A 22271-nucleotide genomic window follows, 5' to 3' on the forward strand; every position below is an offset into this window, starting at 1 on the left:
ATGAGCTGAAATTCGCGCATGTCTACGAAACGAGTCATCCGCTGCACGAAGCAGCACAGAAAGCAGCTGAGCTTTTTGCCGAGCGTACCGATGGTCGCCATTCTATTGCGGTATTTCCCACATCATCTCTCGGTAAAGAAGCAGACATTAACGAAGGTTTGTCACTGGGTACGATTGATATTATTTATACCGGCGCAGGTTTTGCAGGCTCAATTTATGGACCGGCATCAATGACCGATTTCCCTTTCACGCTTCGCAACCTGAAGCACTGGGAAGCCTATTTTGACAGTGGAGTCTTTGATGAAGTTGCCAAGGGTTATGCTGATGCAACCGGTGGAAACGAAATCGTTTCGGTTAGCTATTATGGCTCGCGGCATGTGACTGCAAATAAACCGATTCTGACACCTGCGGATATGAAAAACTTGAAAATCAGGGTGCCGAATGCACCAGCCTATGTGCTGTTTCCAAAAGCAATTGGAGCGAACCCGACACCAATGGCATTTTCTGAAGTCTATTTGGCGCTGCAGCAGGGTGTGGTTGATGCGCAGGAAAATCCGCTGCCGACCATTCAAGCCAAGAAGTTCCACGAAGTTCAAAGCAATATCAATCTGACAGGCCATATCACCAACTCTACATTCACGGTGGTATCTGGTATCAGGGCTGACACAGTTGAGCGATGAAGACAGGTCGATTCTCAATGATGTGCTTGATGAAACTGCCAATTGGGTGACTGAGCAAATTGTATCTTCCGAGGCCGAACTCGTAGGCTGGTTCCGCGAACAAGGTACGAATGTCAATGAGGTTGATCGTGCGCCTTTCATCGAGGCGGTAGCACCGGCTTTGACTACTGGCGATCTACCGTTTTCAGTTGAGCTTTACGAGAGTCTTCAGGCTATTCCAGACGCCGGGTAATAAATTTGCCTGCAAACGGGCAAGTGAACCTGGTCTTTCAAACGACAGGCCAGGTTCAGCACAACGAGAGGAAGAATCATGATTAAATCACCAGAACAAGATCGGATTTCGGCAATGATCGACGAAGTCGAAGAGATAACGGATGATATTTCAGATGTGAAGATCTTTGATGTTCCCGTCCTGATTATTTTTGCCGTACTGTTCTTAATCGTCGCCACACAGTTCTTCACTCGTTACGTCCTCAACGACAGTCTTGGCTGGACTGAAGAAATTGCACGCTATTTTCTAATTCTGCTGGGCTTTGTGGGCGGCATCACCTGTGTGCGCAAAGGCTCACACATCTTTTTGGAGTTCGCCTACGGCTTCCTGCCATTGAAAACGATCAAGCCAACGATTTTATTGGTTGAGATGGTCGTGGCCGGGTTTTGGAGTTATGCAGGTTGGCTGGCGATCGAATTGGCCCAAAAAACCCATTCGAACATGGTTTCAATCGCACTGCCCAAGGCTTATCTTTATTACGTGGTTGTAGTCGGCTGTTTTCTGATGGCTGTATTCGCGGTTCACAAATTAATCAGTGAAGCGAGAAAAGTCTGCTGATCAAGTTGCGCGCGAAAAGGGTCGGAACGCAAACGAAGGAGTTTAACATGGCACTGACAGTTTTATTCATACTTTTGTTTATTTGCCTGTTCTTGGGGGTTCCTGTCGCCGTTTCGCTGGGACTGGCCTCGCTGGCTTATATCATGATCGCGGGCCTGCCCGACGTGTTGCTGATTCACCGGATGATTAGTGGAATAGACAGTTTTCCGCTACTGGCCATCCCTTTTTTCATCCTCGCGGGTCATCTAATGAATACGGGTGGAATCACCACGAAAATCTTTGCCTTTGCCAGAGCGCTGGTGGGTTGGCTGCCCGGCGGATTGGGGCATGTCAACGTCGGCGCGAGTGTTGTATTTGCAGGCATGTCTGGTGCGGCGGTCGCCGATGCCGGCGGGCTTGGCAATATTGAAATCAAGGCCATGCGCGATTCGGGTTATGACACCGATTTTGCTGTTGGCGTTACCGCGGCATCATCGACCATCGGGCCTATCATCCCCCCTTCATTGCCATTGGTGATCTATGGGGTTATGGCTTCAGCATCCATCGGTGAACTGTTTATTGCGGGGCTGGTACCTGGTTTGCTGATGGCTGTGTCGCTGATGTTGATGGTCGCTTGGTATGCCAAGAAGCGGAACTATCCGCGCGACCGCCATATCGATTACGGGTATATCTGGAAAACGCTGAAAGCAGCAATTCTGCCGCTTTTAACCCCTATTATCATCGTGGGCGGTATTGCCGGCGGCATATTCACCCCGACTGAAGCAGCAGTCGCGGCAGTGTGCTATGCGTTATTTCTGGGACTTGTTGTTTATCGTTCTCTTACCTGGAAGCATCTCATTCGGGTTTCAATTGACACGATAGAAACTTCAGCATCAATATTGATGATTGTGGCCAGTGCGGCCGTATTTGCCTGGATTTTGGCTGCCAATCAGGTGGCGGTATTGCTTGGTGATGCGCTTTTGGGGATTGCCGACAACAAGTACATATTGCTTCTCATCATGATGGCAATTACATTGCTGATCGGGCTTTTCATGGAAACAATCGCTGCCATCACGATACTCGTTCCTGTGTTGCTGCCTATCGCAATCAGTGCTGGGATTGATCCGGTTCATTTGGGAATCTTGCTGATTCTCAATCTTATGCTAGGTCTTTTAACCCCACCAGTAGGGATGGTACTGTTTGTGCTTTCAGAGGTATCAGGGGTGCAGTTTGAGCGCTGTGTGAAAGCCACCATACCTTTTCTGATTCCGTTGCTGATTGTGCTTTTGTTGATCACTTTCGTGCCGGAAGTGGCACTTTGGTTGCCCACTGCGTTCTATCGTTGATTCTTTAAACCTGTCTGAGAGCGAATAGTGAATTGACAAAGCTGGCGAATAAGATCTGCGTTGTGACTGGTGCTGGACAGGGCATCGGCCGTGCCACAGCTGAAATGATGGTTCATGATGGTGGTCATGTCATTGCAACCGATATCAACAAGGACACCTTAGCACAGATCACCGAAGCACAAACCCAGGTGCTTGATGTTACGAACGCAAATGCTGTTAAAGCATTTGCCGCTGAAGTTGGCGCCATCGATGTTCTTTTCAATTGTGCCGGATTCGTCCATAGCGGAACAATTCTACAATGTCGTGAAAGCGACTGGGACTTTGCCTTCACACTTAATGCGAAAGCAATGTACATGACGATCTCAGCATTCCTGCCAGGCATGCTTGACAACGGCGGAGGGTCGATTATCAATATGTCCTCGGTTGCCTCCAGTATTAAGGGTGTACCTAATCGATTTGCCTACTGCGCGTCGAAAGCTGCAGTGATCGGAATAACAAAATCGGTTGCTGCCGATTACGTAACCAAAGGCGTTCGCTGCAATGCGATCTGCCCTGGAACTGTGGACTCGCCTTCGCTGCACGATCGCCTGCAAGCGACTGGAAATTATGAAAAAGCCATGGCTGACTTTATCGCCCGCCAGCCAATGGGTCGGATCGCTACAGCCAACGAAATAGCGGCTTTGGTGACATACCTTGCCAGTGATGCAGCGAACTTCATTACCGGACAGACTCATGTGGTTGACGGTGGTTGGACAACATAAACCAGAAAGGAAATCAGAAAATGAAACTTACACGTTATGGAAAATTTGGATATGAAAAACCGGGGCTTTTTGATGAGCAGAACATTTTGCGCGACCTTTCTGCTCATGTTGCTGACATTGATCCATATCTGCTTTCCAATCTTTCCAAGATTGAAGGAATAGATCCAATTCAGCTTCCAACAGTTGAGGGTAATCCACGACTTGGTTCTTGCGTAGCCGGTACGGGAAAATTCATTTGCATTGGCTTGAATTATTCCGACCATGCAGCAGAAACTGGATTTCCTGTGCCATCTGAACCTGTGATTTTCATGAAAGCGACTTCCGCTATTTGCGGACCAAATGATCCTGCAATCCTGCCAAAAGGATCGAAGAAGATGGACTGGGAAGTCGAATTGGGCGTGGTCATCGGCAAACCGGCCAAATATGTACCTGAAGCACAAGCGCTGGACCATGTTGCAGGCTACTGTCTTATCAACGATTATTCGGAACGCTGCTTTCAGGATGAATGCGAAGGTCAGTGGACTAAAGGCAAATCCTGCGACAACTTCGGACCCATTGGACCGTATCTTGCCACACGTGATGAAATTGCTAATCCACAGAATCTGTCAATTTGGCTTGACGTAAACGGTGAGCGGCGCCAGAGAGGAAACACCAACACGATGGTCTATGGCGTGGCCCATTTGGTTTCCTATATCAGCCACTTCATGTCGCTGCAGGCGGGCGATATCATCTCAACCGGTACGCCGCCAGGTGTCGGCAAGGGTATGAATCCACCGGCTTACTTGAAAGTCGGAGATGTTGTCACACTTGGAATAGAGCATCTCGGAAAGCAGCGGCAAGTTGTTGTTGCTGAACCATAAAAACACATAGATCTTCAAGGGAAAAACGATGGCACAGAAATACGTTCTCCAACTCAATGAAAAAGACAATGTCGCAATCGCAATGGCAAATATTGATGATGGAACAGTTTTATCGCCATTTGAAATCGACGCGATCGAGCCGGTCCCACGCGGTCACAAACTAGCGTTAAGATCGATACCAGCGGGCGAAGCCATTGTCAAATACGGCCAGATCATTGGTGTCGCCAGCAAGGCTATTGCACCAGGCGCGCATGTGCACACTCAAAATGTCTCAATGTCCAATTTTGATCGAAACTATGCCTTTGGACAGCACGCGAAACAAACGGAGATGGTTTCTGAGAATGAACGCGCTACATTTGCGGGTTATCGCCGAGTAAATGGCAAAGTTGGCACTCGCAATTATGTGGGTATGTTGACAAGGCGTGCCGCGACCGCATCGCCGCCGAAGGCTGGGCCGACGCCTTCGTCCACGGCACCGGCCACGGCGTGGGCCTCGACATCCACGAGCAGCCATGGGTGCGGGCCAGCTCGGAGGAGTCGCTGAAATCCGGCCATGTCATCACCGTGGAGCCCGGCATCTATCTCCCCGGCTTCTGCGGTGCCCGAGTGGAAGACACCGTGCTGGTGTGCGACGAAGGCCCCGTGCGGCTGACCGAATCGCCCAAAGAGCTGGTGGTGGCCTGAGCCATCGGCCTGGTTGGCCGTCAGCCCCCCTGCGCTTCGGCCAAGCGGGGAATGAGGGCGTCGAACACTTCGGCCCAGTCGCCCACGATGCCGATATCCGCCACCTCCCACAAAGGGGCGTCGGGGTCGGGGTTGATCCCCACCACGGTGCCGGCGTTGCGCACTCCCACGGTGTGGTTGAACTTCCCGCTCATGCCGATGGCGAAATAGAGATGGGGGCTGATGCTGTGGCCGGTGATGCCCACCTGGCGGGCCCGGGGCATCCATCCGTAGTCGGTGACTTTGCGGGTGGCGCACAAAGCGGCCCCGATAGCGGCCCGATGCTTCTCCAGCTTGGGATAGTCGGCTGGTTCCACCCCCTGGCCTACGCCGATCACTACCGAGGCGGTGGCCAGCTCATCGCTGTCGTCGTCCCGGTAGCGCCGGGTGATCTCCAAGCGGCTGCGGTCCGGCGAGGCCAGCGACCGGCGCCGGGCCGGCGGTCGGCCGGAATTGGGGCGGGGGAGGGGGAGCACGCCAGGGCGCACAGTGGCCATCTGCACCGGAGAGGAGCAGCCGATCTCAGCCACCAGCCATCCGCCGAATGCCGGCTTCATGGCGATCATCTTGCCCTGGTCGTCGATTTGCAGCCCGACGGCGTCGCCGGTGAGCCCGGCCCCCAGGGATGCGGCCATCCGGGAGGCCACCTCGCGGCCCCAGGCCGTTCCCGGCGCCAGCACCGCCCACGGCTGGGCATCGGCGGCCCAAGCGGTCATGGCCGCCGCTGCGTCCTCCTCCACCGGAGCGCGGCCGCGGGGACCGTGGGCGATATCGATCTGCTCGTCGGCGCCCCACGGGCCGAGATCCTCGTCGGGATCGCCGAGGCCGGAACCCAAGGCGGCCACCCAACCGCCCATGTCCGCGGCCAGCTCGGCTGCTGCCCCCAATAGTTCTCGGGAAACCCGTTCTCGCCCCGGCTCCACCAGCACGCCTATGGCAGCACCGTCTGCGTCACCCAACGAGCCCTCGGGCACCAAGGCGGGTTCGGGCTTGGCACTGCCGACCAGCGCCCCCCGATCGGCCAAAATGGCCATGGCCTGGTCGATCTGCTCATCCAACGTGCCGGCCAGCATCACCCGAGAGCGCTGCACGTCGATCATGTGAACGGGGCCGACCGAGGTGGGGCTGGCCGCCTGCCCCCATGGGCCAGAACCCAGTTCGGCAGCGCTCACCGCCTGGATGAGCGAGCCGTCCACCGTGGCCCAGGCCGCCGGATCTTTGATCTTGCACGGATCGCACAGCCGCTCGGCACAAGACACCACCGCGGGCAGCTCCACCGCCGCGTCCACCCACTCGTCGTCATGCTCCAGCCGGAGCTCCAGGCGGTCGCCGTGCAGGGAGAAGTGGCGGACCCCGGTGGCGAACGGCAGGCCCAAAAGCTCGGCAAGCTGGGGTGGCACCTGGCCAGTGTCGGCGTCCACCGAGTTGCGCCCCATCATCACCAAATCGAACGGCCCGAACTGCTCCAGGGCACAGGCCAGGGCCTTGGCGGTGGCCCAGGTGTCGGAGCCGGCGAACTCCTCGTCGCAGATGTGGATGCCGCCGTCCACCCCGTACAAGATGGCCTCCCGGCACACGTTCTCGGCCGACGGCGGCCCCAGGGTGAGAACGGTCACGGTGCCGCCGCTGGCCCGGGCCACCTCGGTGCCCTTGGCCACCGCTCGGCGGCAGTAGTCGTTCATGTGAAGGTCGATGCCGTCTCGCACCATGCGTCCGTCGGGTCCCAGAACCATGTCCTCGAACACCGGGATCTGCTTGACCAAAACAGCCACCCGCAAGGGCCGGTGCGGGGCGATGACGTCGGCAGGAGGGTCAACCATCTTCTTCGAGGCTACCCAGCGCGGCGGCCCGATCTCGGGTTGGGCGGTGCCCACCGGTGCGGCAGGTGGCTACGGTGGGCGGATGGCGTTGATGGCGGGCTACTAGCGATGGCGCTCGACAAGCGGCCCATCGGGTTCGAGCGGTTGGATCTGGAGGAAGTGGTCCACGAGATGCTGACCCTGGCCGCCCGGGGCGACGGGTCAGGGTGGATGAACGTGCAGCCAGTGGTGGCCGACGAGCACCGGCCCCCCGAGTCGCCGCTGTTCAAGCTGTTCACGGCCAAGGGGCCCGCTGTCCCGTTGGGCACCTGGGTGCCGGGCCACCACTACCGGGACAAATGGCAACCGGCCTCGGCGGGCTTGCAGCACGCCGGCGGGCGCCACGCCGCCAAGCTGCTCGACGAGCAGGGGGTTACTGAGCCCGAGGGTTGGAATCGGCGCCAAGACCACATCAAGCGGGGCTTGGTGTACGAGCTTCCCGAGGGCCAAGACCCGAGGGTGGCCCTGGTGTTCTTGGTGGATGCCATGGCCCAGCTCGTCGAGTTCCCGCTCAGCGGACGCTGGCAGGCCATGGTCTTGACCCAGCGCTAGCCGGCGGTTTCGGCGCCCAGCCGGTCGGAGGCGTCTTTTCTGAGCTGGCCCTTGGCCACCTTGCCCCCTGAGGAGCGGGGCAAGGCATCCACCGTGAACAGGTGCTCGGGCCACCACTCCCGCGACACCCCGCGCCCGGCCAAGTGCTCTCGCAGCTCGTCCAATTCCAGGCTGGTGCCGGGCACCAGCTCAACGTAGGCGGCCACCCGCTCGCCGAACACCGGGTCGGGGGCGGCCACGGCGGCCACCATGGCCACCGCCGGGTGGGTCATCACCTCGTCTTCCACCGCGGGGGCGCTGATGTTCTTGCCGCCCCGGATGATGAAGTCAGACGTGCGGCCCACCACCCGCAGGTAGCCGTCGTCGTCGATCTCCACGATGTCGCCCATCAGCATCCGGCCGTCGTCGGTCATCAGCTCGGCGTTGGCCTTGGCGTCGTCGTAGTAGCCCAGCGCGGTAGCCGGGCCCCGGCAGGCGGGCTGGCCCCGGCCCCGCAGCTCGGGGAGCCGCTGGCCGTCGTCAGGGTCGTAGAGGGCGCAGTCCATCTCGGGCTCGCACTTCCCGCCGGAGCGGAGCCGGGCCGACCGGGGGTCGCTGAGGCGGGTGCCGCTCAGCATCCCGGTCTCGTTGGAACCGTAGAAGTTCAGCACCGTGCAGCCGGTGCGGTCCTCGAACTCGGAGGCCCGTTGGTAGGGGATGGCCTCGCCGCCGGTGAACATCAGCCTCAGCGACGACAGATCGTGATCGTCGAACACCGGGGAGTTGAGCATCATGATGAACTGGGTGGTCACCGCGCACAGCACGGTCACCCGCTCGGCCTCGATGAGGCGGATCAGGGCATCGGCGTCGAAGTCGGCCATCACCACGGTGGGCACCCCCAAGATGGTGGGGGAGTAGTGGGCGGTCCACAGTCCGAATCCGAACGGGGCCGGCACCGGCACGCAGAACACCTCGTCGGGGCCGAGCCCGCTGTACTCCACCGCCTTTTGGTGGAAGTAGAACCAGCGGTTGTGGGTCTGCATCACGCACTTGGGCAGCCCCGTGGTGCCCGAGGTGGAGTTCAACAGGCACAGCTCCGAGGCCCCTAGCCGGCGATGTTCGACGGTCTCGGCGAATCTGAGAACCGACTCGGGGAGTAGGGCGGGCTGGCCTTCGAGGCTGATGGTCGCATCCTGACCGGGTCCGTCGATGGTGATGTGATGGGCTAGGTCGGGCAGATCACGCCGCAACTCCGCTACTGCGTCTGACGCTGGCCGCCCCCGGTGCTCAGCGCCGGTAATGATGGCCCGAGCCCCGGATTTCTCAACCAGATGGGCGATCTCGGCCGGCCCGGCCCGATGGCCGATGCCCATGACAATCACCCCGGCCTTGTCGGCCCCGGTAAACGCGGCATGAACCGCGGCCCCGTCGGGCAGGATCACCGCCACCTGATCGCCCCGGTCCAGCCCCACCGCCAACAGCGCAGCGGCCACCCGATCAGACAACCGGTCGTAGCCCGCCCAAGTAGTCCGGTCGATGCTCCCACTCGCATCATCGGCCTCACCCTTCGGGCCGCTCCAGGTTATGTAGGCGGTGTCGTCAGGCCGTTCGGCCGCGTTGCGCCAAATCAGGTCGGTTGGAGTCTCATGCCCCCACCACCCGGCAGCTTCGTAGGCAGCAATCACCTCAGGGGCAGCGGCTAGATCGTTCAGCAGGGATACTCCTTATCAGCATATTTCAGTATTCCAGTTACCACTCACAAGGCGCAGAGTTGAGGAACTAGTTTCTGGTCTGTGGCGCTCAGGGTTGGTCTTGTTTTGGCCGTTTGGACCCTGCTGGTCGGGTTGGCGGCATCTGCCGGGGCTCCGCCGGTTGCGGCTCAGGGTCCGACCCAGCAGAGCGCGGCGCAGCGTTGCTTCGAGTTCCACAAATTCGGCGCCCAGCCGGTGGACGTGGCCAAGACCGCCGACGGATCCACGGTGCTCGCCCAGACCAGATGGAACTGGCACGACGCCATCGGCTGCTACCTCACCCTCGACCAACAAGCCCTGGACACCTTGCGGGCCGCCCCACCCCCGCAAGTTCTGCCCTACGCGCCAACTGACGTCTCAAAGCGATGCTTCGAGCACCACAAGTTCGGCGAGAGCCCCGTAGACGTCGCCAAGACCGCCGACGGCCAAACCGTCCTCGCCCGCCTCAGCTGGGGCTACCACAGCGCCATCGGCTGCTACCTGGTACTGAACAACACCGCCCTCGCCACCTTGCGCGCCGCCCACACCGACACCGATGCAACTGATGGGGCAGCCCAGGAAGGGCCCTTGTCAGTGAAGGTGTTCTCAGAGTCTGAACCCGCGGTCGAGGTCGGGCGGTCTTTCGAGGTGGCGGTGGAGTTCAACCGCGCCGTGACCGGGTTCGACGCTGATGACATCAAAGTTGTCAACGGCGACATCACCCGCTTTTCGGGTTCTGGCTCCGAGTACAAGGCGACTGTGACTGCGGCAGCCCCGGGCACGGTAGTCGTCTTGATCCCCAGGGCCGCGGCCCTCGACCAAGACGGGCGCGGCAACGAGCCGTCGCAACCGTTCGCCAGAACCGTCAGAACAACGTCATCCCCTGCCACGGCCATCGCAATCGGCGCATTTCATTCCTGCGCCATCGCAACCGACCAGACCATCAACTGCTGGGGCAACAACGACCGCGGCCAAACCGACGCACCCGACGGCAAACACACCGCCATCGCCGCAGGCTGGGAGCACTCCTGCGCCATCGCCGCCGACCAAACCATCAACTGCTGGGGCAACAACGACCGCGGCCAGGCCGACGCGCCCGGCGGGCAATACACCGCCATCGCCGCAGGCAGCCACCACACCTGTGCCATTAGAGCCGATCAAACCATCGACTGCTGGGGCTACAACTATTACGGCCAAACCGACCCTCCCAACGGGCAATACACCGCCATCGCCGCAGCCCATCATCACTCCTGCGGAATCAGGGTCGACCAGACCATCAACTGCTGGGGCAACAACTGGTACGGCCAAACCGACGCACCCGGCGGGCAATACACCGCCATCGCAACCGGCAGGTACAACTCCTGCGCCATCGCCGCCGACCAAACCATCAACTGCTGGGGTGACAACAACTACGGCCAGACCGACGCACCCGGCGGGCATTACACCGCCATCGCAACCGACGGCTACAACTCCTGCGCCATCGCCGCCGACCAAACCATCAACTGCTGGGGCGACAACGACTATTACAGCCGAAACGACCCACACGCCGTCCAATACACCGCCATCGCCGCAGCCTGGGATCACTCCTGTGCCATAAGGGCCGACCAGACCATCGACTGCTGGGGCGACAACGACTATTACGGCCAAACCGACCCTCCCGCCGGCCAGTTGACTGTGATCACCCCCGCTGGCTACAGCCTTGGTTCGAATCCTTGTGGGATCAGGGTTGATCAGACCATCGCCTGCTGGACCCGCGACGAAAACGGACAACTCGACGCATCCCCCGGCCAGTTTGCCGCTGTCGTGTACGGCGAAGAGTTCTTCGACACATGGGATCGAGAGGCGGTAATGGCCTCTGCGGTCGCGGAGTTTGACCGCCAGGAGCCCGATCACGGCTGGACCGGCGATGTTGAAGACTGCCAGGCGGGAACGACCAGCCAGCAGTATCGCGACAGCATCTTCCAGCGGATCAACTGGTATCGGCAGTTGGCTGGAGTCGATCCCGTTGTCGAGAACCCCGTGTTCTCAACTGCTGCTCAGCACGCCGCGCTGATAATGGCCGCACAACCCGGCCTCTCGCACTCCCCCGGCGAAGACTGGGCCTGCTGGACCCCAACCGGTTACCAGGGTGCTGGCAAGAGCAATCTAGGTCTAGGCAGTTCGGGCACCTACTCCATCAGCAGGTATATGCGGGATTCCGGTGCCAACAACATCAGAGTTGGACACCGGAGGTGGATACTCAATCCCAATGCTGTGGAGTTCGGCACCGGCGACATTCCCAGAAGTCAGGGATGGCAGGCCAATGCCCTGTACGTGGTTCCCGCATCATCGGAAGGGTTGAACAAGACCCGGGAGGAGCGCGGGTTTGTGGCGTGGCCCCCGCCGGGGTTCGTCCCCCCGGAAGTCAACTGGGGGCGCTGGTCATTCGAACTCTCCCGAGCCCACTGGCCAGCCGATTTCTCAACCGCGTCCGTTGACGTCTCCGACGAGTTCGGCCCGGTAGAACTCGAGATCATCCACAGGGGTTCATCAGGAATCGTGTGGGCCATGGACGGCGACACCAACTCCAACCTGCTGAGAATCGAGCGACCGTCGCAAAGCCCGGCTGACAGCGACTACTGCTACACCGTGACAATAAGCGGGGTGAAAATCAACGACTCGGTCCAAACGCCCTACGAATACGCAGTCTGCATCCTGGCCGGCTGACCCTGCTCAGCACAGATTGAATCAACCCGCTAGAAGCTGTCGGGGTGGGCGACCACGGAGTCGGGGACGCGATGGCGGAACAGGTCGCTGGCGTTGGCCCAGCAGATGCGGGCCACTTCGTCGGCGGGGATGCCGGCGAGCTGTCGGCGGAGCAGTTCTTGGGTGTTGGGCCAGGTGGAGTCGGCGTGGGGGTAGTCGGACTCCACCATCAGGTTCTCCAGGCCCATGTAGTGGCGCTGGTCGAAGGCCGAGGGGTCGTCGATGGCGCAGAACCAGAAGTTGCGGCGCAAGGTGTCGGCGGGCGACAGCTCCACGTCGTTCCAGGTGCCGTACATGGAGTCGTACTTGCGGACGTGCTCCAGGCGGTCCAACAACCCGGCCACCCACCCGAGGCCCCCCTCGCTGAGGGCGATCTTGATGCTGGGGAACCGCACCGGGACCTTGGAATACAGCCAATCCACCGCGGCGAACATGGCGTAGCCGAAGAACAGCACCCCCACGGTGTCGGAGGGGGCGTCGGGGGAGGTGGCCGGCGAAGTGCCCGACGAGCCGACGTGCAAGCACACCACCGTGTCGGTCTCCTCGCAGGCGGCCATGATCGGGTCCCAGTGGCCCGAATGCAGCGAGGGGAACCCCAATGAGTGGGGGGCCTCGGAGAAGCTGATGGCCTTATAGCCCCGCTCGGCGTTGCGGTACACCTCGGCCGCGCCCACTTCGGGGTCGAGGAAGTAGGTGATCTGACACGGGATCATGCGGTCGGGGTAGGCCCCGGACCACTCCTCGATGTTCCAGTCGTTCCAGGCCCGCACCGCGGCCAGGGCTAGGTCGGGATCGTCGGTGAGCTGCTGGAACCGCTGGCCGCAGAAGCCGGGGAGGAACGACGGGAAGCACAGCGAGGCGTACACCCCGTTGAGGTCCATGTCGGCGATGCGGGCATCGATGTCCCACGAGCCCCGGCGCATGTCCTCAAAACGGGTGGGCTCGAAGCTGTACTCGCTCACCGGGCGCCCTACCACCGCGTTGAACCCCACGTTGGGCAGCGAGTGGCCGGCATACAGCCAGGTCTCCGAACCGTCGTCGAGGGTGGCCACCCGGGGGGCGTCGTCGGCGTATTTGGCCGGGAACCGGTCGGCGAAAGCGCCGGGGGGCTCCACGATGTGGTCGTCCACCGAGATCATCGGCGTCCACCGGTCGGCCCGCTCGGGCTCGGGCAGAAAGGTCACCTGGCCCTTCACGTGTTGGGTGAAGGAGGTGTCAGCAGTGAGGTCGTCGAGCGATATGGCCATGGCAAAGCTTCCCGCGAATCAACCCGGCTGAGCCACTGAGAGATGGACTTGAAGGTCGGTGAAACTGGCAAGGCCGAGGCCGTCGCTGCAATGCAGGGTCAGACGCTGCTCTCCGGGCTCCAAGATCATGCCGGCGTTGCCCAGCCAGGCCGATTCGAGCCCGCCCAAGTCCCAGGCGTTCCACACCTCGAGGCGCCGGGCGCGAGCCCCGATCACAGTCAGATCCACCGCGGCGGGGCTGGTGTCGGACCACAGAGAGATGATCTCGGAGACGGCCTCGTCTGCCTCCAACTGGCCGTCCACCGCGGCCAGCTTGAGGGCCTGGCGGCGGTCGGAGCGCGCCGCGATGCGCTCAACGCGCACCCTGGTGCCCGTCGACACCGCCAGGCGCAGCAGCGGCCTCACCTCGCGGCCGTCGTACATGACGGTGTCAGCCCCGTCGGCAAACCAGTCGCTGAGCGTGGACGGGCCTGTCGCTCCCGCTGTCATGGCCGCAGTGACTCCAATTCGCTCATCAGACTCGCGTAAAGCTCGGTCATGGTCTCGCGGTCACGGCTGGGCGTAGGGGTCTAGGCCCTGGTCGCCCCAGGTGGGGATGGGCTGTTTGCCGGTGGTCCAGCAGTGGCGCAGCATGGGCTCGGGCAGGCTCAGCTCCTCTATCGAGCCGGTTCGGGGGTTGAAGCGCTGGGGCGCCTGGCCGATGGCCATGAGGGACCGGTTGGCCTCGCCGAACACCACCGAGGCCCGATGCTCCGACAGGTTCTTCCAGTAGCGGCGGCGCACCCCGGTGATCGACGGCAGGGTGCCTCGAGGGGTGGGCTTGAAGATGGAGTCGCCGGCCTGCCACGGCCCCGACGGCGATGATGGCTGGGGTTGGGCCGCTGGTTCGCGATACAGGGTCTCATCGGGGAGTTCCCCCGGCTCGAGGGCCAGGGGCTCGTTGGGGATTTCCGCCGGCTGGCCGGCGAATTCCAGGATCGGACTCTCCGCTGGCATCGGGCCCTCGGTTGCCAGCCACCCCGGCGTCCCGGTGGTGCGGGGGCGGAAGGCGCGGCGGATGGGCTTGCCCATCCAGTCCAAGATGATGGCCAGGGTGGCCAGAGCCAGCATGACCAGCAAAAAGACGAAGAAAGCGGCGGCCGTGGACATAGCGCGGTGCGGGTAATTCTACGCTCAGTTGCCTTGGAATCGGGGGTCGCGGTGCTCGGCGAAGGCGGCGCGGCCCTCGGCGAAATCCTCGCTGGCCCAGCAGTCGGCGACGGCGTCCAAAGCGGCCTGGCGATCGCCCCGGCCGGCTGCGGCTGCTATAGAGAGCTTGACGGCCCGCAGGGTGAGCGGGGCGTTGGCCACCAGGCGCTCGCACAGCTGTTGAACCTCTTCGTCGAGCTGGTCGGCGGGCACAACCGAGTGGGCCAAGCCCATCTGCCGGGCCTGCTCGGCGTTGAAGCGATTTCCGGTCATCAAGATGAGGGCAGCGTTGGCGTCGCCCACCCGGCCGACGAGCTGTTCGACTCCCTCGATGGGGTATCCCACCCCCAAGCGGGCGGCGGGGATGCCGAACTGGGCCCGGTCGGTGGCCACCAGCAAATCGGCGTGCAGCGCCACCAACAGCCCGCCCCCGAGGCAATAGCCGTCGACCGCGGCGATCAGCGGCTTGGTGAGGCGGCCCAGCGCGGCCGGCCCCCGGCTGGTTTGCGGATCGGCCGACGACGGGGTGCGGCTCGGGCCCCGGGCCGAGTCCAGATTGCCGATGTCGGCCCCGGAGGCGAACGCCCGGCCCCCCGCCCCGGTGATCACCACCACCCGGATGGCGGGGTCGTTTTCGTAGGCATCGACAACATCTGCCAGCGCGGCGAACATGTCGGGGGTGATGGCGTTGTGCCGCTCGGGGTTGTCGAACACGATGCGCCCTACCGCGCCCTCGACTTCGCCGATCAGCTTGTCGGCGCCGGTGTCCACGCTCTGGGCCATCGCTAAGTTGTAGCACGATGCCGCTATACGACCGCCATGAACCGGGCAACGGGCCGCTTGAGGGCCTGCGAGTGATCGACCTCACCAGGGCTCGGGCCGGCCCCACCTGCACCCGGCAGCTGGCCGACATGGGGGCCGATGTGATCTGCGTGGTCGACCCCCATCGCCGCTATCTGGGCGGGTCCGACAGCAGCAACCTCCAGCGCAACAAGCGGTCGATGGTGCTCGATCTGACCGACGATCAGGCCCGGGAGGCCTTCTATCGCCTCGCCGACCGGGCCGATGTGGTGGTGGAGAACTTCCGCCCCGCAGTGAAGGATCGCCTGGGCATCGGCTACGACGCATTGTCGGCCCGCAATCAGCGGCTGGTGTACGCCAGCATCTCGGGATTCGGCCAAGACGGGCCGTACGCCAGCCGACCGGGGGTGGACCAGATCGCCCAGGGGCTGAGCGGGCTGATGAGCGTTACCGGGCCTCCCGGCAGCGGGCCGTGGCGGGTGGGCATCGCCGTCTCCGACACCGCGGCGGGCACGTTTCTCACCCAGGGCTTGCTGGCCGCCCTGCTGGCCCGGGAGCGCACCGGACGGGGCCAGTGGGTACACACCTCGCTGCTGGAAGCGGCCATCAACTTCATGGACTTCCAGGCGGTGCGCTGGCTGACCGACGGCGAGGTGCCCCCTCAGGAGGGCAACAACCATCCCACGGTGGTGCCCATGGGCCTGTTCGCCACCTCCGATGGGCATGTGAACGTGGCGCCGATGGGCCGTTGGGAGGCATTTGCCGAGGCTTTGGGCGCTCCCGAGCTGGTGACCGATCCCCGGTTTGTCGACCGCGACACCCGAACGGCCCACCGGAGGGAGCTGGACGAGATCATCGAAGCCCGCCTGGCCACCGCCACCACCGCCGAGTGGGTAAAGCGGCTGAACGCCGCCGGCTGCCCCTGTGGGCCGGTGCTGGCCGTGGATGAGACGTTCGCCGACCCCCAGGTGGAGCACCTCAACGTGTTCTCCATGGTTCCCGACCCCGACGGCGGCGAGTTGGCCGCGCTGCGCCTGCCCCTCACCTTCTCCGACACCCCCGCCGCGGTAGGCACCGGCCCCGTCCACCCCGACCACCACACCCGCGAGATCCTCGCCGAACTGGGCTATGCCCCCTCCGAGATCGAAACCCTGGCCGGTCCTGCGGCCTGAGTGCCGAGCGACTTCTAGGGGAGGCGGGCGAGGAGGGTGTAGAGGAGGTTGTAGAAGCCGTTGGAGTCGACGTCGGTGATGTAGTGGCAGTTGGAGGGGCGGTCGGTGACACCCCACCAGTCGACCACGGTCATGCCCAAGGTGAGCGGCGAGTCGGTTTCTACCTCCACGTTGCAGTGGCGGCCTTCGTAGAGGTCGGGGCGCAGCAAGTAGGCGATCACGTTGGGGTCGTGCAGGGGGCCGCCGGTGGTGCCGTATTTGTCCACGTCGTAGCGCTCGTAGAATTCCAACATGCCCGCGGCGGCAACCCCGGTGCGGGTGCCCAACCCCCGCACCCGGTTGATCCAGGCGTCGGTCATCAGCGCCTTGTGGGTCACATCCTGGGGCAGCATGGTGACTGGGGCCCCGCAGTGAAGCACGATCTGGGCGGCGTCGGGGTCGACGAACACGTTGAACTCGGCAACAGGGGTGGTGTTGCCGCCCCCGAAGAACCCGCCGCCCATGCAGACGATCTCGCGGATGTTACGGGCCGCCTCGGGGGCGGCCTCCAACATGGTGGCCACATTGGTCATCGGGCCCAACGGGCAGATGGTGATCTCCCGCTCGCCGGCGGCCAGCACGGTCTCGGTCATCCATTCCACCGCGTGGCGGGGTTGCGGGGCGGTAACCGGCTCGGGCAACTCGGCGCCGTCGATACCGGTCTTGCCGTGGACGTGCTCGGCGGTGACCAGATCGCGGCGCAGCGGACGGTCGCAGCCGGCGAAAACCGGTACCTCGGGGCGGCCGGCCAGCTCGACGAGGATACAGGCGTTGCGGGCGGTGAGCTCTAGGGGCACGTTGCCGGCCACCGCGGTGATGCCCAGCACCGCAAGCTCGGGGGCGGCCAAGGCGGCCAAGATGGCGATGGCGTCGTCTTGGCCGGGATCGGTGTCGATGATGATGGGGCGGGGGCTGGCGTCGGGGGGTGCGCTCATCGCTTTTGTCCTGCTCTGGTTTGGGCCACGGCGTGGGCAGCTTGTTCAAGGTGGTCATCGAGTGGTGCCAGCTCAACCGGGCACCCGGCATGGTCCAGCGCCCAGCCCAAAAGGGTGTCGGCCAGCCAGGGGTTCTTGGGCAAAAGCGGCCCGTGCAGATACGTGCCCACCGTGCGGGCGGCCACCGCCCCCTCGCAGCCGTCGGCGCCGTTATTGCCGTGGCCTCGGCGCAGGCGGCCCAGCGGCGTGCAGCCCCCGCCCAGATGGGTGCGCCCGGCGTGGTTCTCATAGCCCACCACGGTGTGGGTGTGCCCGCCCAGGGTCACCTCTAGCACCACGTCGCCGATGAGGCGGCTGGGGCCGGTGGTGGTCTCCACATCCAACAGGCCGATGCCGGGCACCATCTGGCCGTCGGCGGTGGCGTAGCAGTGGCCCAAGAGCTGGTAGCCGCCGCACACCCCCAGCACCACCGCGCCGTCGACCGCCGCCTGGCGCAGCGGGTCGGCCTTTTGGGCCAAGTCCTCGGCCACCAGCTTCTGGTCGCGGTCTTGGCCGCCGCCCAGGTAGTAGAGGTGGCAGTCGGCGGGGATGGGGTCGCCGAGGCCCACCTCGGCCACCTCCAAAACCAGCCCCCGCCACTCCAGGCGGCGCTGGAACACCGCGATGTTGCCCCGGTCGGCGTAGATGTTGAGGTGGTCGGGGTACAGATGGCACAGCCGAACCGGGCCAGCGGCAGCGGTGCTCACTGGTCCTCCCAGAAGGCGGGGGCCAGGCCCCGGCTGGCCAGCACGCCTTGGAGCTCCAACAGGGCGGTGTACGTGGGCAGCACGTATAAGTCGCCGGTGCCACAGGCCGCCAACCCGGCGTCGAGGGCGGCGGGCACCGAGGGCGCCACCGACAGCCCGCCGGGGTCGAGACCGGCGTAGCGGAATCGCAGGGCCATGTCGTGGGCCCGGTCGCCGCCCACCGTCAGCGACTCAAGCCGGTCGCTTTGCAGTAGCAGCTCGTAGTCCACATCCCAGACCCACGACACGTCTTGGCCATCGGCGGTGCGGTCGTTGAGCAGCACCACAAGGTGCAAGGCGCCGCCCTCCAACAGCATGGTGCGGATGTTCTCGTTGGCCCCGGCGGGATTTTTGGCCAAAAGCGTGGTGAGGCGGGCATTGCCCACCGGGGTTCGCTCGGATCGCCCGAAGGCGGCCGGGCGGCGGGCCAGCGCGGGGCCGATCGACTCGGCAGCGAGCCCCAGCGCCAGCGCGACAGCGGTGGCGGCGATGGCGTTGTAGGCGTTGTGCAGGCCCGGCAGGCGCAGCGACAGCTCGATGGGGCCGCTGGGGGCGGCCAGGGCCAGCCGCTGGCCGCCCATGCCGTGCAGCTCCACCCGGGTGGCCCCCACATCGGGCCGGGGCCGGGCCAGGCCGCACTCAAGGCACGACCACCGCCCGAGGTGGGCAATGGTCACCATGTCGTAGTGCAGCGGCGCACCGCAGCGGCGGCAATCGGTGGTGTCGGCCGCGTGGGGCAGTCGGTCACGGCCCACCCGGGCGTCGTCGATGCCGTAGGACAAAGTGTTGGGGTGTTGGCCGGCCACCTCGGCCACCGCGGGGTCGTCGGCGTTGTAGATCAACACCGTGGCCGCATCCAGCCCGTCCACTGCCTCCCGCCAGCGCTCCACCAGGTGCTCGAGCTCGCCGTAGCGGTCGAGCTGGTCGCGAAACAGGTTCATGAGGGCCACGGCTCGGGGCCGGGTCTGGTCGATCAGCCCCCCAAGCGCGGCCTCGTCAACCTCGAACAGCGCCATCTCGGCGCCGTCAGCGTCAAGCAGCGCGGCGGCCACCCCCCGCTCCAGGTTCGATCCGGCGGTGTTGGCCACCACCTCGGCCCCCGAGGCGTCGAGAGCGGCCCGGATGAGGCGAGCAGTGGTGGTCTTTCCGTTGGTGCCCGACACCAGGATCACACCGCCGGTGATCCCACCGGCCATCTCCGCGGTAGCCTCAGGCCGCAGTCGGGTGAGCACCAGGCCGGGCAGCGTGGTGCCCCCGCCCCGCCCCAGCCTCTGCGACAGCCGCCCCGCCCCCCGCGCCGCAGCAGCGGCCACCCCCCGAGGCAGCGACGGCACCCTCACCGCGGGGGTCTCTCCGCAGTAGGGGGCGACGGCATCTCCATAGCTGAAGCCCTTCTTAGCGGAAGCGGCCGAAGAATTGGCGGATGTCTTGGGCTAGGGCCTCGGGTTCTTCCATGGCGGCGAAGTGGCCGCCTTCGGCCATCTCGGACCAGTGGACGATGTTGTAGCTGTCCTCGAGCCAGCGGCGGGGGGCTCGCATAATCTCCATGGGGAAGTTGGCCACGCCGATGGGGGAGTCGAGGGGTTCGGTGATGCCGGTCGCTCCGGGGCGCAGCACCTCGTAGTACATGCGGGCCGATGAGCCCGCGGTGGCGGTGAACCAGTACAGCGAGATGTTGGTGAGCAGGCGGTCGCGGCTCACCGCCGATTCGATGGTGCCGTCGTTGTCGGTCCAGGCCAAGAACTTCTCGGCGATCCAGGCCAGCTGCCCAACGGCCGAGTCGGTGAGGCCATAGGCCAGGGTCTGGGGCTTGGTGCTCTGGATCTGCATGTAGCCCGCACCCTCGGTGAAGTAGAGGTTGGCCCGGGCCAGCCCGGCCTGCTCGGCCTCGGTGAGCTCGCCGGGGCCGTCTTCGGGGGCGGTGGCGAACAGGAAGTTCACGTGGACGGCCTCACAGCGGTCGGGGTCACAGCGCCCGATGTTCTGGGAGATGAACGACCCCCAGTCGCCCCCCTGGGCCCCGTAGCGCTCATAGCCCAGCCGTCCCATGAGCTGGGCAAACGCCTGAGCGGTGCGCACCGCGTCCCAGCCCCGGTCGCTGGTCGGCCCCGAAAAGCCGTAGCCGGGCAGCGAGGGGGCCACCACGTGGAAGGCATCGGCGGGGTCGTCGGGATGGGTGAGCAGGCCGATGATGTCTAAGAACTCCACCACCGTGCCGGGCCATCCGTGGCTGATCACCAGCGGGTAGGCGTCGGGATGGGGCGAGCGCTGGTGGATGAAGTGGATGTTCTGGCCATCGATGGTCGTCGTGTAGTGGTCCAACTCGTTGAGCTCGGCCTCGGCCGCCCGCCAGTCGTACTCCTCAGCCCAGTAGCGGGCCAGCTCTTTGATGTAGCCCATCTCGGCGCCGTAGTCCCAGCCGGCGTCGGGAAGCTGGTCGGGCCAGCGGGCCCCGCGCAAGCGGCGGCGCAGGTCTTCGAGGTCGGCGTCGGAGACATCGACGGTGAACGGGGTGATCTCAGACATGGGGCTCCTCAATGCGGGCTGAACGGGGTTCGACCTAAGTTAGCGGGGGAGCAGGCCGGCGTTTGATCTGGCCCGCTCCAGGGTGGCCGCAGCTACCTCGCGGGCCTTTTCAGCGCCCGCGTCCAGTAGGCGGGCCACCTCGGCGGGGTCTGACGACAGCTCGGCGTATCGGGTGCGGATTGGGTGCAGCAGTTCGTTTACCGCCTCGGCGGTGTCAGCTTTGAGCGGCCCGTACTGGGTGTAGTCGCCGGCTGCCGATTCGGGGGTGCGACCTGTCGCTGCGGCCAAGATGCCCAACAGGTTGGACACCCCCGGCTTGGCCTCGGGGTCATAGCGCACCTCGCCGTCGCTGTCGGTGACCGCCCGCTTGAACTTGCGGCCCACCCCGGCGGCGTCTTCCAATATGCCCACGGTTCCGGCCGACTCCAGCGATTTCGACATCTTGTCGTTTGGGTTCTGGAGGTCCATCACCCGGGCCCCGGCGGTGGGGATCACATGGGCGGGAACGACAAAGGTGTCGCCGTAACGGTGGTTGAACCGCTCGGCGATGTCGCGGCACAACTCGATGTGCTGGCGCTGATCGTCGCCGACGGGCACCAGATCGGTGTCGTACAACAAGATGTCGGCGGCCTGGAGGGCGGGGTAGGTGAACAGCCCGGCCGACACGAACTCGCTGCGGTCTGATTTGTCTTTGAACTGGGTCATGCGGCGCAGCTCCCCGAAGCCCACCGTGCACTCCATCATCCAGGCCAGCTCGGCGTGCTCGCCCACCGCGCTCTGCACAAACAGCGTGGAGCGGTCGGGATCGATGCCCACCGACATGAGCATGGTGGCCGCCGCCAGCGTGTTCTGGCGCAACTCGGCCGAATCGGGGGCGGTAGTGAGAGCGTGGAGATCGACCACGCAGTACACCGCATCGTGGTCGTGCTGGTATGCCACCCAATTGCGCAGCGCCCCCAACAGGTTGCCCAAATGCATCCCGCCCGACGGTTGAATCCCCGAAAACACACGAGCCACAGCCCGCCATCCTAGAGCCTGGGCCATCTCCAACGAAGTGCTATTGGAGAACCGCTGGTCACTTCTGGGCGCTGACAGAGAGTAATGCAATCGAACTATGCCCTAGTACGCTGGGTTGAGTTGGCTTCCCCCTCTTCAACCCTCATTGAGGGAGTATTGAATGAATGCGGTAATCTATTCAACCCTTATCGGCGTTCTGGGCGGTGGCCTGGTCGGCCTAGTTGTCTTTCAGTTCCGAACAATAACCGGCGCTCTCAATCGACTCGCCGACCAGTTTCGGGGCCTTGAAGACAAGTTCATGGATCTCCAAAAAGAGGTCCACGACGGCTTCAAGGAGCACGGTGAGAGCTTGGCCCGCATCGAGACCAAGCTCGATATCAATCCCCCCGCCGAAGCCGCTTAGCTCTTTGGGCTCCTGCGCCTTTTCGCAGGAGCCTCAGGCGTCCCGGGCCAGGCGGTTGGCGTGGGCGAGCAGGGGGTGCCCAGCTTCACGCCAGTGCAGCCACACCGATGCGGTG

The 22271-nt window shown here is 63.6% G+C and carries 22 protein-coding genes and 1 pseudogene; 12 read left to right on the forward strand and 11 right to left on the reverse strand.

Annotated elements, in window-relative coordinates:
* The 8 genes and pseudogenes from ACOOGG_RS04245 to ACOOGG_RS04280 all read left to right on the forward strand — a co-directional run.
* The coding region (locus tag ACOOGG_RS04245; protein ID WP_420432619.1) for a DctP family TRAP transporter solute-binding subunit at positions 1 to 680 on the forward strand (680 nt) is incomplete at its 5' end.
* Positions 670 to 912 (forward strand): hypothetical protein, encoded by a 243-nt coding sequence (locus ACOOGG_RS04250; protein WP_420432621.1) that lies wholly within the window; start codon positions 670 to 672, stop codon positions 910 to 912. The genes ACOOGG_RS04245 and ACOOGG_RS04250, both read left to right, overlap by 11 nt.
* A gap of 114 nt (positions 913 to 1026) precedes the next feature.
* A complete protein-coding gene (locus ACOOGG_RS04255; RefSeq protein ID WP_420432623.1) occupies positions 1027 to 1509 on the forward strand; it encodes a TRAP transporter small permease in 483 nt (160 codons plus the stop codon).
* Between the two features lie 47 nt (positions 1510 to 1556).
* A complete protein-coding gene (locus ACOOGG_RS04260) occupies positions 1557 to 2834 on the forward strand; it encodes a TRAP transporter large permease (protein WP_420432625.1) in 1278 nt (425 codons plus the stop codon).
* A gap of 32 nt (positions 2835 to 2866) precedes the next feature.
* Complete coding sequence (locus ACOOGG_RS04265; protein ID WP_420432627.1) at positions 2867 to 3595, forward strand: SDR family oxidoreductase; 729 nt, start codon at positions 2867 to 2869, stop codon at positions 3593 to 3595.
* A gap of 20 nt (positions 3596 to 3615) precedes the next feature.
* On the forward strand, positions 3616 to 4455 hold the full coding sequence (locus ACOOGG_RS04270) for a fumarylacetoacetate hydrolase family protein (protein WP_420433380.1): 840 nt from the start codon (positions 3616 to 3618) through the stop codon (positions 4453 to 4455).
* Positions 4456 to 4483: 28 nt separating this feature from the next.
* Positions 4484 to 4714, forward strand: a pseudogene (locus ACOOGG_RS04275) (UxaA family hydrolase); the annotation flags it as partial.
* A 95-nt stretch (positions 4715 to 4809) separates the two neighbouring features.
* Positions 4810 to 5139, forward strand: coding sequence for a M24 family metallopeptidase (locus tag ACOOGG_RS04280; protein ID WP_420433382.1), 330 nt, complete (start codon positions 4810 to 4812; stop codon positions 5137 to 5139).
* 20 nt (positions 5140 to 5159) lie between these two features.
* On the opposite strand, the gene ACOOGG_RS04285 is transcribed toward ACOOGG_RS04280, so the two are convergent.
* Complete coding sequence (locus ACOOGG_RS04285; protein WP_420432629.1) at positions 5160 to 6998, reverse strand: FAD-binding protein; 1839 nt, start codon at positions 6996 to 6998, stop codon at positions 5160 to 5162.
* A gap of 108 nt (positions 6999 to 7106) precedes the next feature.
* On the opposite strand from ACOOGG_RS04285, the gene ACOOGG_RS04290 reads away from it, so the two are divergent.
* Entirely contained in the window at positions 7107 to 7589 is a 483-nt protein-coding gene (locus ACOOGG_RS04290) for a hypothetical protein (protein WP_420432631.1), read from the forward strand.
* Here ACOOGG_RS04290 and ACOOGG_RS04295 read toward each other — a convergent pair.
* Positions 7586 to 9253 (reverse strand): class I adenylate-forming enzyme family protein, encoded by a 1668-nt coding sequence (locus ACOOGG_RS04295; RefSeq protein ID WP_420432633.1) that lies wholly within the window; start codon positions 9251 to 9253, stop codon positions 7586 to 7588. The genes ACOOGG_RS04290 and ACOOGG_RS04295 overlap by 4 nt on opposite strands.
* Positions 9254 to 9361: 108 nt before the next feature.
* On the opposite strand from ACOOGG_RS04295, the gene ACOOGG_RS04300 reads away from it, so the two are divergent.
* On the forward strand, positions 9362 to 12004 hold the full coding sequence (locus ACOOGG_RS04300; RefSeq protein ID WP_420432635.1) for an Ig-like domain-containing protein: 2643 nt from the start codon (positions 9362 to 9364) through the stop codon (positions 12002 to 12004).
* A 29-nt stretch (positions 12005 to 12033) separates the two neighbouring features.
* Here the strand turns inward: ACOOGG_RS04300 and ACOOGG_RS04305 are convergent, their stop codons facing one another.
* Genes ACOOGG_RS04305 through ACOOGG_RS04320 form a run of 4 tightly spaced genes read right to left on the reverse strand, consistent with a single transcriptional unit; the run spans position 12034 to position 15261 of the window.
* Positions 12034 to 13290: an amidohydrolase family protein gene (locus ACOOGG_RS04305; RefSeq protein WP_420432637.1), complete on the reverse strand. Its 1257-nt coding sequence runs from the start codon at positions 13288 to 13290 to the stop codon at positions 12034 to 12036.
* A gap of 18 nt (positions 13291 to 13308) precedes the next feature.
* On the reverse strand, positions 13309 to 13779 hold the full coding sequence (locus tag ACOOGG_RS04310; RefSeq protein WP_420432639.1) for a hypothetical protein: 471 nt from the start codon (positions 13777 to 13779) through the stop codon (positions 13309 to 13311).
* 60 nt (positions 13780 to 13839) lie between these two features.
* Positions 13840 to 14439, reverse strand: a complete 600-nt coding sequence (locus tag ACOOGG_RS04315) for a hypothetical protein (RefSeq protein ID WP_420432641.1) — start codon at positions 14437 to 14439, stop codon at positions 13840 to 13842.
* A gap of 24 nt (positions 14440 to 14463) precedes the next feature.
* Positions 14464 to 15261, reverse strand: a complete 798-nt coding sequence (locus ACOOGG_RS04320; RefSeq protein WP_420432643.1) for an enoyl-CoA hydratase-related protein — start codon at positions 15259 to 15261, stop codon at positions 14464 to 14466.
* 17 nt (positions 15262 to 15278) lie between these two features.
* Here ACOOGG_RS04320 and ACOOGG_RS04325 point away from each other — a divergent pair, with 17 nt between their 5' ends.
* Positions 15279 to 16451: a CaiB/BaiF CoA transferase family protein gene (locus ACOOGG_RS04325; protein ID WP_420432645.1), complete on the forward strand. Its 1173-nt coding sequence runs from the start codon at positions 15279 to 15281 to the stop codon at positions 16449 to 16451.
* Between the two features lie 14 nt (positions 16452 to 16465).
* Here the strand turns inward: ACOOGG_RS04325 and ACOOGG_RS04330 are convergent, their stop codons facing one another.
* Genes ACOOGG_RS04330 through trpS form a run of 5 tightly spaced genes read right to left on the reverse strand, consistent with a single transcriptional unit; the run spans position 16466 to position 21753 of the window.
* A complete protein-coding gene (locus ACOOGG_RS04330; RefSeq protein WP_420432647.1) occupies positions 16466 to 17425 on the reverse strand; it encodes a nucleoside hydrolase in 960 nt (319 codons plus the stop codon).
* Positions 17422 to 18171 carry a type 1 glutamine amidotransferase gene (locus ACOOGG_RS04335; RefSeq protein WP_420432649.1) on the reverse strand — a complete coding sequence of 250 codons (750 nt, stop codon included), beginning with the start codon at positions 18169 to 18171 and terminating at the stop codon, positions 17422 to 17424. Before ACOOGG_RS04335 ends, ACOOGG_RS04330 begins: the two co-directional genes overlap by 4 nt.
* Complete coding sequence (locus ACOOGG_RS04340; RefSeq protein WP_420432651.1) at positions 18168 to 19550, reverse strand: MurT ligase domain-containing protein; 1383 nt, start codon at positions 19548 to 19550, stop codon at positions 18168 to 18170. The genes ACOOGG_RS04335 and ACOOGG_RS04340 overlap by 4 nt, the downstream gene beginning before the upstream one ends.
* 55 nt (positions 19551 to 19605) lie before the next feature.
* Positions 19606 to 20736 carry an epoxide hydrolase family protein gene (locus tag ACOOGG_RS04345; protein WP_420432653.1) on the reverse strand — a complete coding sequence of 377 codons (1131 nt, stop codon included), beginning with the start codon at positions 20734 to 20736 and terminating at the stop codon, positions 19606 to 19608.
* 39 nt (positions 20737 to 20775) lie between these two features.
* Entirely contained in the window at positions 20776 to 21753 is a 978-nt protein-coding gene (trpS, locus tag ACOOGG_RS04350) for a tryptophan--tRNA ligase (protein WP_420432655.1), read from the reverse strand.
* A gap of 160 nt (positions 21754 to 21913) precedes the next feature.
* Between trpS and ACOOGG_RS04355 the strand changes: the two genes are divergently transcribed.
* Positions 21914 to 22156, forward strand: a complete 243-nt coding sequence (locus tag ACOOGG_RS04355; protein ID WP_420432657.1) for a hypothetical protein — start codon at positions 21914 to 21916, stop codon at positions 22154 to 22156.
* Positions 22157 to 22271 lie beyond the last annotated feature (115 nt).

The organism is Candidatus Poriferisocius sp. (assembly GCF_965214065.1).
GTDB lineage: Bacteria > Actinomycetota > Acidimicrobiia > Acidimicrobiales > Bin134 > Poriferisocius.

Coding starts and splice junctions, on each gene's coding strand:
- ACOOGG_RS04255 (WP_420432623.1), top strand. CDS start 1,027: ATGATCGACGAAGTCGAAGAGATAACGGATGATATTTCAGATGTGAAG.
- ACOOGG_RS04260 (WP_420432625.1), top strand. CDS start 1,557: ATGGCACTGACAGTTTTATTCATACTTTTGTTTATTTGCCTGTTCTTG.
- ACOOGG_RS04270 (WP_420433380.1), top strand. CDS start 3,616: ATGAAACTTACACGTTATGGAAAATTTGGATATGAAAAACCGGGGCTT.
- ACOOGG_RS04285 (WP_420432629.1), bottom strand. CDS start 6,998: ATGGTTGACCCTCCTGCCGACGTCATCGCCCCGCACCGGCCCTTGCGG.
- ACOOGG_RS04290 (WP_420432631.1), top strand. CDS start 7,107: ATGGCGCTCGACAAGCGGCCCATCGGGTTCGAGCGGTTGGATCTGGAG.
- ACOOGG_RS04305 (WP_420432637.1), bottom strand. CDS start 13,290: ATGGCCATATCGCTCGACGACCTCACTGCTGACACCTCCTTCACCCAA.
- ACOOGG_RS04310 (WP_420432639.1), bottom strand. CDS start 13,779: ATGACAGCGGGAGCGACAGGCCCGTCCACGCTCAGCGACTGGTTTGCC.
- ACOOGG_RS04315 (WP_420432641.1), bottom strand. CDS start 14,439: ATGTCCACGGCCGCCGCTTTCTTCGTCTTTTTGCTGGTCATGCTGGCT.
- ACOOGG_RS04320 (WP_420432643.1), bottom strand. CDS start 15,261: ATGGCCCAGAGCGTGGACACCGGCGCCGACAAGCTGATCGGCGAAGTC.
- ACOOGG_RS04325 (WP_420432645.1), top strand. CDS start 15,279: ATGCCGCTATACGACCGCCATGAACCGGGCAACGGGCCGCTTGAGGGC.
- ACOOGG_RS04330 (WP_420432647.1), bottom strand. CDS start 17,425: ATGAGCGCACCCCCCGACGCCAGCCCCCGCCCCATCATCATCGACACC.
- ACOOGG_RS04345 (WP_420432653.1), bottom strand. CDS start 20,736: ATGTCTGAGATCACCCCGTTCACCGTCGATGTCTCCGACGCCGACCTC.
- ACOOGG_RS04355 (WP_420432657.1), top strand. CDS start 21,914: ATGAATGCGGTAATCTATTCAACCCTTATCGGCGTTCTGGGCGGTGGC.